The organism is Nostoc sp. CCY 9925, from assembly GCF_963920935.1.
Lineage (GTDB): Bacteria > Cyanobacteriota > Cyanobacteriia > Cyanobacteriales > Nostocaceae > Nostoc.
The window spans coordinates 1-13,995 of the sequence record NZ_CAWUDO010000052.1 but is presented as its reverse complement, the minus strand read 5'-3'; the positions used below and the strand labels follow the sequence as shown (position 1 = coordinate 13,995).

Below are 13,995 nucleotides of genomic sequence, written 5' to 3'. Positions count from 1 at the left end.
CCAACCAAGATACTTTATTTCAGTGCTACCATCCTGAGTTCTACGCTCAGATTTTGGTTTTTTGAAGATTGAAATAACTAATCTTCGTTCCAAATTTCACCACCTTGAAAGGGCTAGTACTAGTTGTTTTTGCTAGCAGAATCGAAATGTCCAGAGTGTATAACGTTTGCAAACATGTTGAAGGTCAACTCAAAGCGATAGCTTAAGGTTCAATGACCCGCAGTTAGAGGAAGCTAGAACCCAAAGAAGTTCTTATAATATAAGCAATATTTCCTAATGGAGGTAGGTATTGTAGGTCCTACAATCTGGTTTTTGAATCGCGATTAGTAATGGGTGATTCCGACACCAATTCAGACATAAAACTTTGAATAAACTATTTTGATGTGTAAGTCATAAAATTAATCGGCGTTGGTGAATCAAGGGATGATTTTTGTAGGGTGGGCATCTTGCCCGCCCAAAAATACAAGGGACGGGCAAGATGCCCATCCCACAAAACCATCAAAATCATCCCATTAATCAGCAACGCCAATTAATCTTCTAAAATCTGAATTTCATCAAGTTGATTAATCACCACATCTGCACCTTTAACATTATCCAAATTACCCACCCAAGTGATTCCAATACAACCTGCGGCTTTAGCATCACGCGCCATTTGCATATCACCAACGGAATCACCTACCATCAACGTAGCGCTTGGTTCGACTCCTAAAGTTTGGCAAGCTTGCAAAAATAGCACTGGGTCTGGTTTACTCGGCCCCTCATCCACTCCCATTTGTAGCTGGACATAATCACTTAATTGATGATGGGCTACAAAGTGTTGTACTTCATCAGTTGTAGCGGCTGAGAGTATACCGAGTTTTATACCAGCTTCGTGTAGATATTTCAATATCTCCAAACTGCCTACAAACAGCGGCGAAGGAGTTTGTCCAACGTATTTTTCGGCTTCATCCAAAGCTTGACGAGCTATTTTTAAGCATTCAAACCATCCTTTTCCAGTTTCGGCAATGTAGGCCGCAGCTGCAACTTCTGTTTCGCGGCGACTTGCCACCGACACTATACCTGCTGGGTCGAGGATATTACCATTGACGCCAAATGCCATTAATAGCGGTTCCCCAACACCGGGAATTTGAGCGTCTATCAACCTCGCTGCCTTTTGTGCGATCGCTCGCAAGAATGTTTCTGAGTCTTCTAAAGTACCATTTTTGTCAAACAAAATTGCTTGAACATTATAAAAAGTGACGTTTCTACATTTAATAGTTGCCAAAATATTTCACTCCATTTAATTTAGTTATTTGTCCTTTGTCCTTTGCAAATGACCAATGACTAATGACCAATGACTAAATCCATAAAAAAAGAGGGGAAAACCCTCTTTAAAGAATGCTTTGATACTCTTAATTAAAGATAGTAAAACTATAAATGTATTACTCTTCAATAGCTGCGGGAATTTCTTCTTCAGTCTCCACTGCTGCGGGAATTTCTTCTTCAATTTCGGTAGCTGGTGGAATTTCCTCTTCAAGTTCCACTGCTGGTGGAATTTCTTCTTCCTCTGCTACAACTTCCACAACTCCAGCAGGCGCAGCAGTAATACCTTGCTGTTTAGCTAGCAGCTGCTCCCGATACTTAGCAGCCATTTCTTCTGCTTTATCATACACCAAATCCCGGTTTTTAATCATATCACCAGGTTCTGGTTCTAATTGCTTGGTAGATAGAGAAATCCGACCTCTTTCTGCGTCTAAATCAATGATCATAACTTTCACTTCATCATTGACATTGAACACGCTATGAGGTGTATCAATATGTTCGTGAGAAATCTCAGAAATGTGTAGTAGACCGCTGACGCCGCCGATATCAATGAAAGCACCGTAGGGTTTGATACCACGAACTGTACCTATTACTACTTCGCCAACTTCTAGGCGGTTCATCTTGCGCTCAACTAAGGCGCGACGGTGGGATAGAACTAAGCGGTTGCGTTCTTCGTCCACTTCTAAGAATTTCAGTGGTAGTTCTTCGCCTACCAATTCTTCTTTAGGTTTGCGGGTGCTGATGTGGGAACCGGGGATAAAACCACGTAATCCCTCAATTCTTACCAATGCACCACCGCGATTAGTAGCAAATACGCCAGAACGAACGGTAGCGTCTTCTGCTTGCAGTTGTCGCACGCGTTCCCAAGCCCGCATATATTCGATGCGGCGAATGGAAAGAGTTAACTGACCATCTTCATTCTCATCGGTGAGGATGAAGAATTCGCGTGTTTCGTTTGACTGTAAGACTTCTTCCGGGGCATCGACCCGGTTAATAGACATTTCTTGTATGGGTATATATGCTGCTGTTTTAGCACCAATGTCAATCAGAGCGCCGCGCGGCTCTATACTGAAAACGGTTCCTGGTACAATATCTCCAGGGCTAAAATGATAGTCGTATTTGTCAAGTAGAGCAGCGAAATCTTCGTGAGTGAATCCAATTTCTGTAGCGGTTAAATTCTGATTGACCATGCTGATTTAGTTCCTGGTTTTAGTCTCCGTAAAGGTTGTGCCACAAGCGCGATGTTCATGCAACTGTATTTAATCAGTCCGCACTTAACATCCTTTTTCATCCTAGCGCAGAAAAGCTAGTGTTAACACATATCAACTCCCAAGATTGGAAATTATATCACAATATTAAAATGATTGGGGAGATGGGGAGATGAGGAAATGAGGAGAATAACTCCTAATTCTTAACTCATCGCTCAGCACTGCCAATGACTAATGACTAATGACTAATGACTAATGACTAATGACAAACACAATAATATCCGTTACTACCATATTCAGCAGTAACGGATACTAACAGTGAATGCGCTTAAAGTTGTGGTAATAGCGACCTACTTCTCTTTTTTATCAAAGCGGGGGGGTTCGCGAAATGCGATCGCAAAAAAGAGAACACCTATACACAGGGTAAAAATTAAGATGTATGCAACGCTTTCCATTTTATGAGTTCCTGCCTATCCAGCTAGTAATTAGGGATTAGGGATTGGGTATTAGGGACTGGGTATTAGGGATTGGCTATTGAGTACTCAGAAAGTATTCCTAAATACTTCTTTCCTAGTCCCCAGTCCCCAGTCCCCAGTCCCTTAGAGGGCTTCTTTCCGGCGGGTTGACTTGTCACCCACTTTCTGGAATAGACCCCATTCAACTTGTTCTTCTAGATCCGCTTCAACACCGGCAAATACGTCTCTGTAGATTGTACGAGCGCCATGCCACAGGTGACCGAAGAAGAATAGCAGAGCAAACACAGCATGTCCAAAGGTAAACCAACCTCTAGGACTGGTGCGGAATACGCCGTCAGAGTTCAAGGTTTCTCGGTCAAATTCAAAGATTTCACCGCCTTGAGCCTTACGAGCATATTTCTTCACATCGGCTGGGTCTGTAAAGGTCTTGCCATTGAGGTCACCACCGTAGAAACTGACGGTGACACCAGATTGCTCGAAGCTATACTTAGATTCTGCCCGACGGAAGGGAATGTCAGCGCGGACAATTCCATCTGCGTCGGTCAAGACCACTGGGAAGGTTTCAAAGAAGTTGGGGAGACGACGCACGGTCAATTCGCGCCCTTCAGAATCTTTGAATACAGCGTGACCTTGCCAAGACTGAGCAATGCCATCACCCTTAACCATTGGTCCTGTACGGAATAGACCGCCTTTAGCAGGGCTATTGCCGACATAATCGTAGAAGGCCAGTTTTTCTGGAATCTGCGACCAAGCTTGCTCAAGGGTTGCACCTTCGCCAACGCTATTTTGGACGCGACGCTGAATTTCTTGACGGAAGTAGCCTTGATCCCATTGGTAACGGGTAGGCCCAAACAGTTCAATTGGGGTGGTAGCGTTACCGTACCACATAGTACCAGCTACCACGAAAGCAGCGAAGAATACTGCTGCGATACTGCTAGAAAGTACTGTTTCAATGTTCCCCATCCGTAGAGCTTTGTAGAGCCTTTCGGGGGGTCGGACTGTGAGGTGGAATAAGCCTGCAATAATACCAACAACACCAGCAGCAATGTGGTGAGCCACGATGCCGCCAGGGTTATATGGGTTAAAACCATCTGGGCCCCATTCTGGTGCTACTGCTTGGATGCTGCCTGTTACACCATAGGCGTCAGAAACCCACATCCCCGGTCCAAATAGTCCGGTGAGGTGAAAAGCACCAAAGCCAAAGCAAAGTAGACCAGATAAGAACAGGTGAATGCCAAACATTTTTGGCAAGTCTAAAGCGGGTTCACCTGTGCGGGGGTCTCTAAAGAGTTCCAAATCCCAGTAAACCCAGTGCCAAACAGCAGCTAGGAATAATAGACCAGAAAGAACGATGTGAGCCGCAGCAACGCCTTCAAATGACCAGAAGCCAGGATCGCCAGTTGAAGCACTGGTAACACTCCAACCACCCCAAGATTGGGTAACACCCAAACGTGCTAGGAAGGGCAGCACGAACATTCCTTGACGCCACATCGGGTTGAGAACCGGATCGCTTGGGTCAAAAGTAGCCAGTTCGTATAGTGCCATTGAACCAGCCCAGCCTGCTACTAAGGCAGTGTGCATCAGGTGTACAGAAATCAGTCGCCCTGGATCATTCAGAACGACTGTGTGTACTCGGTACCAGGGTAGTCCCATCGACTACGCTCCTCCTCGATGAGTTAGTTTACAAAGCAATTTTCTTACTGAGTTTCTGAGAAACGAAAACCGCCACTCAGAAAACTCTGTTTTGTTTTTTGTTATTGCCAGAGCCAGAGTTTGACCACAACTTAGTCTTATAAAGTCAGACAGCGTGGGTGGTTTGGCAATGCTTACTCGCTCCCTTGAGATTTACCCCGTAGGGTAGCCATCGCCAAGTAAAAATGAGAATGTTTTAAAAAGTGTAACTATTGATGGAACTGTTTGCAAGCGTGTAAATTAATGCGATCGCGTAGCATGTCCAAGTTTTTTCGCTACCAATCCTGTCGGGGATTAAATTTGCTTATCTTTTCTTTACCGAATGGAGAGTGGGGAACAGACGCGGGGACGCGGAGAGTGGGGAACAGACGCGGGGATGCGGAGAGTGGGGGACGCGGGGACGCGGAGAGTGAGAAACTTTTTGTCATAAATTTCCCATGTTATCTTTTGTAATCTTTCCCCGTGTCCCCGCGTCCCTGTGTCCTCTTCCTCTACTGAACCACCAACTGGATGTTTTGCAGGTGACACTTCGTTTCAGCAGTACCCAGGCGTTCGATTACTTGTTCGGCACTCATCAAACGCTTGAGTACTACTTGACCGATGGTTTGACTGGCGATTACTGGGGTTGTTGGCTTGACTTCTATGGTTAAAATGGCTTCTTCAACTCGATACAGCCATAGCAACTCGTTTTGTTCCACTAAACAAATATTCATTCGCTGAATATCTGGTTGGCGTCGCCATGCGGTTATTTGCCAGAGTCCGTCAGATGCCCAAACTCTAGCAACTGTCCATCCCTCAGATAGAAAGAAATACTTCACGGTCTTAGTCTCGCTATTAGACTTTAAATCTGCTGTTGGTGATATTGCGATCGCTTTTTTGGCTGATGTATAAACACTAGATTTGTTAGGAAAACCATGCAGCTGTTCTCTATGAAAAACCGCTCCACGGACATGTTTCCCCAAGCGGCAACAGGCTGAGTTTTAGTGTACGCCACTTGGGTTACTTTGAGAGCTTAACAAACCTACTTCCCTAGTAACTATAGAATTTACGACAAATTCAGTGAATGTTTAAAATCTTAATTAAATAAAAATTTTTCCTTGCTTAAGTAACTGTCGTTTGTGATTAGTTATTACTCATTTATGTTTACAAAGGATGAACGAATAATGACGGTCTTCACTGAAAATAGGGCAATATATAAGCTGATTTGTACGTATATACTTAGCTACAATCGTGGTCAAAATTCTTTGTAAAAATTAAGGCACAATAGTCACAAATGTAGTAAGATGGCTGACCGCTGATATCTAAAATCTTATTGCTATGACATGGTTTTCCTTGTCCGTGAAACGCTGGAGTAGGATTATACAATTCCTATCTTTGTTCTGTGTATGTTTATTTTTAGTTGTGAGTTGCGCTCCTCGTCCGCAGCCAACTACCCCGCCATCGGGTTCTGTAAATAGTCCTACAGGTGATGGTCGCATTACTATAGGTACAACAGCCAAACCTAGAACCCTCGATCCAGCTGATGCTTATGAGTTAGCAGCGCTCGGTTTAGTGTTTAATATGAGCGATCGCCTTTACACTTACGAACCAGGAAGCACAGAAATTAAACCCCAACTTGCCACAGCATTACCGAAAGTCAGTCAAGATGGCTTAACTTATACCATCCCCTTACGGCAAGGAGTAGTTTTTCACGATGGGACTCCCTTCAACGCCCAAGCAATGGCATTTACTATCCAGCGGTTTATTGAAAATAAAGGAAAACCCTCTTTCTTACTAGGCGATATAGTAGATTCGGTGAAAACCACAGGCGATTATGAGTTAAGCATTAAGCTGAAAAAGCCCTTTGCAGCCTTTCCCTCACTACTAGCCTTTCCTGGAGTATGTGCAGTTTCGCCCAAAGCTTACGAAGTCGGTGCGGGTAAATTCAAACCGAATATTTTTGTGGGGACTGGCCCTTACAAGTTAGCCCAGTATGGTACTGATTCGCTGCGATTTGATACGTTTGATAAGTATTGGGGCGAAAAACCAGTTAATAACGGTGTTAACGTTCAAATTCAGACTAGTCCAGTTAACTTGTTTAATGCTTTCCGCACAGGTGCAATTGATGTCGCTTATTTATCCTTACAACCAGACCAAACTCGGAGCTTAGAAGAAGGTGGTAAAAAAGGGGATTGGCAAGCGATCGCTGCTCAGGGTAGCGTAGTCAGTTATATGGTATTAAATAGGAATCAAAAGCCTTTAGATAAAGCAGAAGTTAGACAAGCGATCGCTTCAATAGTTGACCGTCCACTAATCAATGAACGAGTGTTACTTGGTCAAGCAGATCCGCTTTATAGCATGATTCCCACCACATTTAATGTTTCTCAACCATTATTTAAAGATAAATATGGCGATGCTAATTTTAATCAAGCCAAACAATTATTAACAACCGCTGGTTTTTCCAAAGAAAATCCTGCAAAAGTTCAAATTTGGTATCCTTCTAGTTCACCTACTCGGAGTTTGGCAGCACAGACACTTAAATCGCTTGTCGATGCCAAAATGGATGGAATTCTGCAATTTGAAGTCAGCGTTGCTGAAGGCCCTGCTTTCTTTAAAGACATTTCTAGAGGGTTGTATCCAGCAGCTTTACTTGATTGGTATCCAGACTTTTTAGATCCAGATAATTACGTACAGCCATTTTTGTATTGTGATAAAGGTTCAGTTGCTAAAGGATGTGAAGATGGGGCAAGTCAAACTCAGGGTTCGTTCTACTATAGCGAAGTCATGAATAAATTGATTGACCAGCAACGTAAAGAACTAAACCCACAAGCGCGGCAGAAAATTTTTACAGATATTCAAAACCAAGTAAATACAGATGTACCTTACGTTCCACTATGGCAAAACAAAGACTATGTATTTGCCCGCAATGGTGTTAGTAACGTACAACTTAATCCAACCCAAATTTTGGTTTACCAGACAATTAAAAAATAAGTCGTAAGTCGTAATTCGTAATTCGTAATTGAATTTATTGAGGTCTAAATTCTCAAAAGCTAAAAGCCCCAAAATTGACAATTTGGTGTGGTTAAAAGCCCAAAAATTACGAATTACGAATCACAAATTATGAATCACAAATTACGAATTACGAATTACTTATGTCTCGTTCTAAAGCTTTACAATATTACATTGTTTCCCGGTTGCTGTTAGCACCACTCCAGCTATTAACTATCATCACTATTGTATTTCTCTTACTCAGAGCAACACCAGGAGATCCCGCAGATGCAATTCTCGGTGGACGTGCGCCAGAAGCAGCTAAAGAAGAATTGCGAAAACAACTCGGTTTAAATCTGCCTTTATGGCTACAGTATCTCAATTATTTGGGAAATCTGTTGCGCTTTGATTTAGGAACTTCTTTGCTAAGTCGGGGAGAGAATGTTTGGAACATCATTGCCCAATATTTCCCGGCGACGGTGGAGTTAGCAGTATGTAGTATGGCGGTTGCACTCACGGTGGGAATTTTAGTTGGTACTCTTTCGGCTTCCCGCCCTGGGACATATTTTGATATCAGTGGCCGGTTGTTTGGTATTATCACCTACGCACTCCCCATGTTTTGGGCGGGAATGCTTTTGCAGTTAATTTTTTCAGTACAACTCGGTTGGTTTCCCAATTCTAACCGCTTTCCGCCCAACCTTCCCGCCCCCACACCTATCACAGGATTGTATACAATTGATAGCTTATTAGCTGGAAACTTCACTCAGTTTTTTACATCTTTGCATCATCTTGCTTTACCGAGTCTGACTTTGGGAATTTTGCTCAGTGGGATTTTTGAGCGCATTGTGCGAGTGAATTTAAAGCAAACCCTACAAGCAGATTATGTAGAAGCAGCTAGAGCCAGAGGTATTAAGGAAAATAAGATTTTAGTCTCCCATGCGTTAAAAAATGCTTTAATTCCGGTAATTACAGTTCTGGGATTAACCTTTGCGTCTTTATTGGGTGGAGCGATTTTGACAGAGGTAACATTTTCTTGGCCTGGCTTAGCTAATCGATTGTATCAAGCCATTAGCGATCGCGATTATCCCACAGTCCAGGGAGTATTGGTATTTTTTGGAGCGATCGTTGTTAGTGCCAGCATTTTAATTGACATTTTAAATGCTTATGTAGACCCGCGAATTCGGTATTAAGCTGTTTGGCATTTTGCTAATCTTCTTGAGAAAGACCACTCGCTAAAATCGCTGTAAGGCATAAAACTATTACTCCGTTTCACTTTTAAACAAGCAACTCAAATTACTTCATGTAGAGACGCGATTTATCGCGTCTGATAGACCAACACGTTCACAAGACGCGATAAATCGCCGTCTCTACAGAGAATCTACTCGTCAATTATTCCTTGACAGACTACTCTTTCCGACTTGTGTGTACACCGTAGCCGATCCTTGGGGGTTAGGGGGGATCTAAAATCTAGGTGGTACATCGAAAATTTTTGAAATGCTTATCAGACTTCGCTTTCACGTTAAGTTGACACCAATGCAACATGTTGTGCCCCTACAACCGATTAATTTGTTGCAAAGATTTTTAGAAGTAGTTTAGGCGACAGCATTTGCTAGTTCGGACACTACATTTGCAAGTTCGGACACTACATTTGCAAGTTCGGACACTACATTTGCTAGTCCGGGCACTACATTTGCTAGTCCGGGCACTACATTTGCAAGTTCGGGCACTACATTTGCTAGTTCGGACACTACATTTGCTAGTTTGGGCACTACATTTGCTAGTTCGGACACTACATTTGCTAGTTCGGGCACTACATTTGCTAGTTCGGGCACTACATTTGCTAGTTCGGGCACTACATTTGCTAGTTCGGCGACAACATTTGCTATTCTTACAACTTATCTTCGTAAACTGCGCGGGTCTAATGCATCTCGCAAACCATCACCGAGTAAGTTGAACGCTAAGACTGTGAGAATAATCAACACAGCTGGCGGCCAAATTAACCAAGGTTGCAAAACCATAATCGAAGCATTACTAGCCAGAGAAAGCATATTGCCCCAAGAAGGGTCTGGTTGTTGAATACCCAAGCCAATCAAACTTAGTATCGCTTCTGCACCAATAAAGCTGGGAACTGCCAGAGTAGCAGAGATAATTACATAGGTAGCTGTTTGGGGCAAAACATGGCGGATAATAATATAAAGTGGGTTGCCGCCCATTGCCCGTGAGGCTTGGACAAATTCCCGCTCTTTAATTGATAGTACCTGTCCGCGAATTACCCGTGCTAATCCAGCCCAGCCAATAACCGAAGTAATCACCACAATCAACAAAAAGCGCTGGGTACTGCTTAAACCAGGTGGCAAAACTGCCCCCAAGGTAACTAAAAGATAAATACTAGGAAAAGTCATTAACACTTCTGCCAAGCGCATGATGATGCTATCTGTCCAACCTCCGAAGTAGCCGGAAATTCCACCTATCAGCAAACCGAGAGGGAAGGAAATAGCAACACCAAAAATCCCGATAAACATACTGATGCGGCCGCCATACAACAAGCGACTGAGTTGGTCGCGGCCTTGGTCATCAGTACCCAAAACGTTAAATTTTACCCCATTTGTTGTGCCAAATAAATGCCAATTCAAGGGGATACCGGGAAAGATTGTAACTTCATCCCATTTGGGGGGTAGTGGCAAACTTAGCTGCAACAATCTGTATTCTGCACCAGAAACAAATAGACGCAAGGGTGAGGGTTTTTTAAAGTCTACAATCAGTTCGCGATCGCCTGTTTCTAAATTCGTCTCTCCTTGAATCGTCGGATAAACATGAGGCCCAATAAACTGCCCTGATTGAGAAACCCAATATACCTTAGTTGGTGGCAGCAATGAACCATTAGGCTGTGAGGCATAGGGGTCATAAGGTGCAATGAAATCGGCTGCAATTACCGCTATGTAGAAAATTAACAGCAAAATTGCCCCAAATCGTGCCAAAGGATTTTTCTTCAGTCGTCGCCACCAATCCATAGTAGTTAGGAGTTATGAGTTAGGAGTTATGAGTTGTGAATTTTGAATTATCAAACTTTTATGTTCATCATAATTCATCATTAATAACTCTTAACTCCCCATTCTCCACTCCCTACGTCTAACTCTTAACTCCCAACTCCTCTAAATACCGCTGCTGTTCTTCTTGTTGTCTTTCGTGTTCCACAACAAACACATTCGAGTAGAGATTAGCCAGAATTTGTTTTCCCTGTTGTGTCAGTGACAGATAATGCAGTCCTTCTTGGATATAGGGATATACCCCATTCCAGTAAAACTTCGCGTAATTCTTACGTAAATCAGCAGGAGTTTTATAGCCCAAGACTTTATTCATACCAGTTTCTTCAAACTCGTAGAATAAAGAGTTAATTTTCTTTAAGTAACGCGGGTCGCTTAATTGCCCAATCAAATCAGCAGCACGTACTAACCCCGCAAAGCATTTTGTATCTTGCTGATCCTCTGCCGCAGGCACCGGAAATCGAGTCAATTCAATATTGCTTTTAATCGCATCCGCATCTATTAATTTGTGACCACCAAAACGCTCATCAATAAACAGCTTTGCTCTATCGACATGATACGGTGTGAGGCTGGCATCAGAAGCCCCAGGAGCCAAAGAAATCATTCTGCCATTTTTACCTGTAGCATATAAGCCTGCTATTTCTCTATCTTGTCGGCACACTCCTTTAACGTAGCCAATATCATGGCTGACTAGGGAGATGATGAAATGTAGCCAATCTTCACTGGAAACACCACCTTCTCTGATGTGTTTGCCACGCAAGATTTCTTGCCCTACCAGGGTAACTAAGACAGTGTGTTCAACATTATGGTAAAGGGCATCGCTATTGGCAATGTTTTCCAAAGCCATGCTACCAGCCCACGCAATAATGTCCTGATAATCATTTTTGAAGCAGCCATAGGTGCGACGGTAACCTTCTCGAATTTGATTTACAAAGGCATCAATTAAAATTTCAGTGGCATTGAACATATCTGTTGGCTCTGGTATGTACTTAGTTATCGATTTTATTGAGGGATTGGGGACTGGGGACAAGGGGGCAGAGGGGCAGAGGAGAAGTTGCAGTAATTTTTTACCCTTGTCCCCAATTCTCCTTGTCCCTTTGTCCTCTTCCCATGCCCAATACTTTGGTGTAATTTCGGACAATGCAGTTTGCTCTTTTTTAACTCAGGTGTAGGTGTAGACGCTACCTTGACCTATACTGCATTCCAGGATAAGCTTTGGATTTCTAACAGTACCAACGCTTTAGAGGGATTATAGACTGCGTTGTAAAATAATTATCTGGTATAGTAAAGTACATTAACTTTTTTAAGTTTAATTTAGATAAATCTACATTAGCTTTAACTATTAATTTTTCATTTCTAACTCGTGATTGACAGTGATCTAAATACATCTACTGTGTGACCTAATACTTGACTAAGCGGAAACTAACAGGTTAAGACTGACACAAAGATGAAGGAATAGGGGATATGGAGAATTTGCAATTTTGGAAATTTGCCTTTTTAAACTAGTACAGTGAATAGATGAAATAACATTAATTTGTATCTTGATTTACATTTTAATTGTATGTGCTTTACTAGTAATTACTCTGGTTTAAAGATATTATTTTGTCATTTTATATACTCTATACCCAAAACACCTTCGCTGAAAAATACGCCATTTTTGATATAAAGTAAATAAATTTCAAGTTTTCTTAAGAAAGTATTAACAGTGGTAGACATACACAGAAAGTGGAGGTGGCACTGTGAGCGATGAAAGTGTTTCAGAAGTTGAGGTGGAAAAACCTGTAACGTCTGAAGATGCAACCTTGGCAAACAAATCAAACCAAAAACAAACCAGAGTATGGTTGAAGCCATTATTCTTGGGTGCTGGTTTAGGAATAGCGATCGCCTTTGGTGGTATGGCTATATTGAGTCGTTTGCCATCCAATCAACAAAGCGCAGTCGGAGATCAAAAAGTTAACCCAGCGATGACAGTCACCATCGCCACAGTGGAAAACGCCCGTGTTGTGCGTACCCTGAAAACAACCGGTACTGTAGCAGCCCGCGATCTAATTCCAGTGCTACCCCAGACAAACGGATTACAAATCAAAAGTATCCCTGAAGATGTCAAAGAAGGAGCTTTTGTCAAAAAAGGTCAAGTTTTAGCGGTATTGGATGATTCCGTAGTCCAAAACCAAATTAGCCAAGCAAAAGCAGATGTGGAATCAAAACAAGCAGATCTGGCATCCCGACAAGCAGATCTGGCATCTAGGCAGGCAGATTTAGCATCAACTCAGGCAATAGTCCAGCAAAAACAAGCAGATTTAGCCCAAGCCCAGGCAAGATTAGAGGAAGCAGCCAAGAATTATCAGCGATATCAACAACTTGCTGACTCTGGAACCATTAGCAAACAAGAACTCGACACTCGTTCCTACGCTGTGAAAACTGCCATAGAAGTTGTGAATCTTGGCCGAGAAAATATCCGTAGTGCCCAAGCTAGTGTCAAAAGTGCCCAATCGAACATTAACAACGCCCAAGCCAGCATCAATAAAGCCAAAGCTGATGTCAAAAGTAGTACTGCTAGGGTGCAACAACTCCAAACTCAGTTAGGACAAACTGTAGTGCGTGCGCCAGTTTCTGGAATCATCGCCGAGAAACTTGCTAGGGTTGGTGATGTCACTGGGGTGCCGCCGCAAACCCAAGTGGGAACTGTGGTTGGTGGTACACAAAAGCTATTTTCTATTATCCGAGATGAAAAACTAGAACTTCAAGCGAAAGTGCCTGAAACTCAACTCATGCAGGTAAAAGTTGGTGCATCCGTGCAAATTACTTCTGATGCCGATCGCCGCGTGCGATCGCAAGGACGAATCAGGGAAATACAACCACAAATCAACGATCAAAGGCGTGAAGCTATAGTAAAAATTGACTTGCCACCAACAACTTCACTCAAACCAGGGATGTTTGCCCGTGCTGCAATTACCACCAACTCCGCCATCAGCATGGTAGTACCGCAAAAAGCAGTGCAGTCCCAAGCAGACTCAAGTGTAATTGTATTTATCCTCTCGGGTGAGGATACAGTCCGCACCCAAAAGGTAGAGTTAGGAGACCCTGCTAATGGTGACAAAGTAGAAATCAAAAGTGGCTTGCAGTTAGGTGAACGTGTAATAGTTGATGGTGCACCATATCTCAAAGATGGTGACAAAGTGCGAATTGCAAAGTAAAAGGGAATGGGGCATTGGGCATGGCAGATGAGAGAGAAATCACCAATGACTAATCGCAAATTTCTCACAAACAATAAAAAATCAATTCACATCGCTTGATGTAAGACAT

12 protein-coding genes are annotated in these 13,995 nt (G+C 42.8%); 3 read left to right on the top strand and 9 right to left on the bottom strand.

Features of this window, described 5'->3' with window-relative positions; genetic code table 11:
* Positions 1 to 529 precede the first annotated feature (529 nt).
* From ACM0OY_RS23465 to ACM0OY_RS23440, 6 genes are all read right to left on the bottom strand, one after another.
* Positions 530 to 1,264, bottom strand: coding sequence for an HAD family hydrolase (locus tag ACM0OY_RS23465; protein WP_414571232.1), 735 nt, complete (start codon positions 1,262 to 1,264; stop codon positions 530 to 532).
* A 157-nt stretch (positions 1,265 to 1,421) separates the two neighbouring features.
* Positions 1,422 to 2,492 carry a 30S ribosomal protein S1 gene (locus ACM0OY_RS23460; protein ID WP_414571231.1) on the bottom strand — a complete coding sequence of 357 codons (1,071 nt, stop codon included), beginning with the start codon at positions 2,490 to 2,492 and terminating at the stop codon, positions 1,422 to 1,424.
* 368 nt (positions 2,493 to 2,860) lie between these two features.
* Entirely contained in the window at positions 2,861 to 2,965 is a 105-nt protein-coding gene (locus ACM0OY_RS23455; protein WP_073640261.1) for a photosystem II reaction center protein T, read from the bottom strand.
* 144 nt (positions 2,966 to 3,109) lie between these two features.
* Positions 3,110 to 4,639, bottom strand: a complete 1,530-nt coding sequence (gene psbB, locus ACM0OY_RS23450; protein WP_414571230.1) for a photosystem II chlorophyll-binding protein CP47 — start codon at positions 4,637 to 4,639, stop codon at positions 3,110 to 3,112.
* A 354-nt stretch (positions 4,640 to 4,993) separates the two neighbouring features.
* Positions 4,994 to 5,206 carry a hypothetical protein gene (locus ACM0OY_RS23445; protein ID WP_414571229.1) on the bottom strand — a complete coding sequence of 71 codons (213 nt, stop codon included), beginning with the start codon at positions 5,204 to 5,206 and terminating at the stop codon, positions 4,994 to 4,996.
* Positions 5,170 to 5,496: a hypothetical protein gene (locus ACM0OY_RS23440; protein WP_414571271.1), complete on the bottom strand. Its 327-nt coding sequence runs from the start codon at positions 5,494 to 5,496 to the stop codon at positions 5,170 to 5,172. Before ACM0OY_RS23440 ends, ACM0OY_RS23445 begins: the two co-directional genes overlap by 37 nt.
* Before the next feature lie 499 nt (positions 5,497 to 5,995).
* Here ACM0OY_RS23440 and ACM0OY_RS23435 point away from each other — a divergent pair, with 499 nt between their 5' ends.
* Together ACM0OY_RS23435 and ACM0OY_RS23430 are read left to right on the top strand one after the other, a co-directional pair.
* On the top strand, positions 5,996 to 7,648 hold the full coding sequence (locus ACM0OY_RS23435; protein WP_414571228.1) for an ABC transporter substrate-binding protein: 1,653 nt from the start codon (positions 5,996 to 5,998) through the stop codon (positions 7,646 to 7,648).
* A 161-nt stretch (positions 7,649 to 7,809) separates the two neighbouring features.
* Positions 7,810 to 8,835, top strand: a complete 1,026-nt coding sequence (locus ACM0OY_RS23430; RefSeq protein ID WP_414571227.1) for an ABC transporter permease — start codon at positions 7,810 to 7,812, stop codon at positions 8,833 to 8,835.
* 402 nt (positions 8,836 to 9,237) lie between these two features.
* Here ACM0OY_RS23430 and ACM0OY_RS23425 read toward each other — a convergent pair whose 3' ends face one another.
* From ACM0OY_RS23425 to ACM0OY_RS23415, 3 genes are all read right to left on the bottom strand, one after another.
* On the bottom strand, positions 9,238 to 9,498 hold the full coding sequence (locus tag ACM0OY_RS23425; protein ID WP_414571226.1) for a hypothetical protein: 261 nt from the start codon (positions 9,496 to 9,498) through the stop codon (positions 9,238 to 9,240).
* A gap of 42 nt (positions 9,499 to 9,540) precedes the next feature.
* The gene (locus ACM0OY_RS23420) at positions 9,541 to 10,656 is read right to left on the bottom strand and encodes an ABC transporter permease (RefSeq protein WP_414571225.1); all 1,116 of its coding nucleotides are present in this window, start codon (positions 10,654 to 10,656) and stop codon (positions 9,541 to 9,543) included.
* 118 nt (positions 10,657 to 10,774) lie between these two features.
* Complete coding sequence (locus tag ACM0OY_RS23415; RefSeq protein ID WP_414571224.1) at positions 10,775 to 11,656, bottom strand: Npun_R2479 family HD domain-containing metalloprotein; 882 nt, start codon at positions 11,654 to 11,656, stop codon at positions 10,775 to 10,777.
* A gap of 772 nt (positions 11,657 to 12,428) precedes the next feature.
* On the opposite strand from ACM0OY_RS23415, the gene ACM0OY_RS23410 reads away from it, so the two are divergent.
* A complete protein-coding gene (locus ACM0OY_RS23410; RefSeq protein ID WP_414571223.1) occupies positions 12,429 to 13,886 on the top strand; it encodes an efflux RND transporter periplasmic adaptor subunit in 1,458 nt (485 codons plus the stop codon).
* Positions 13,887 to 13,995: the final 109 nt, after the last annotated feature.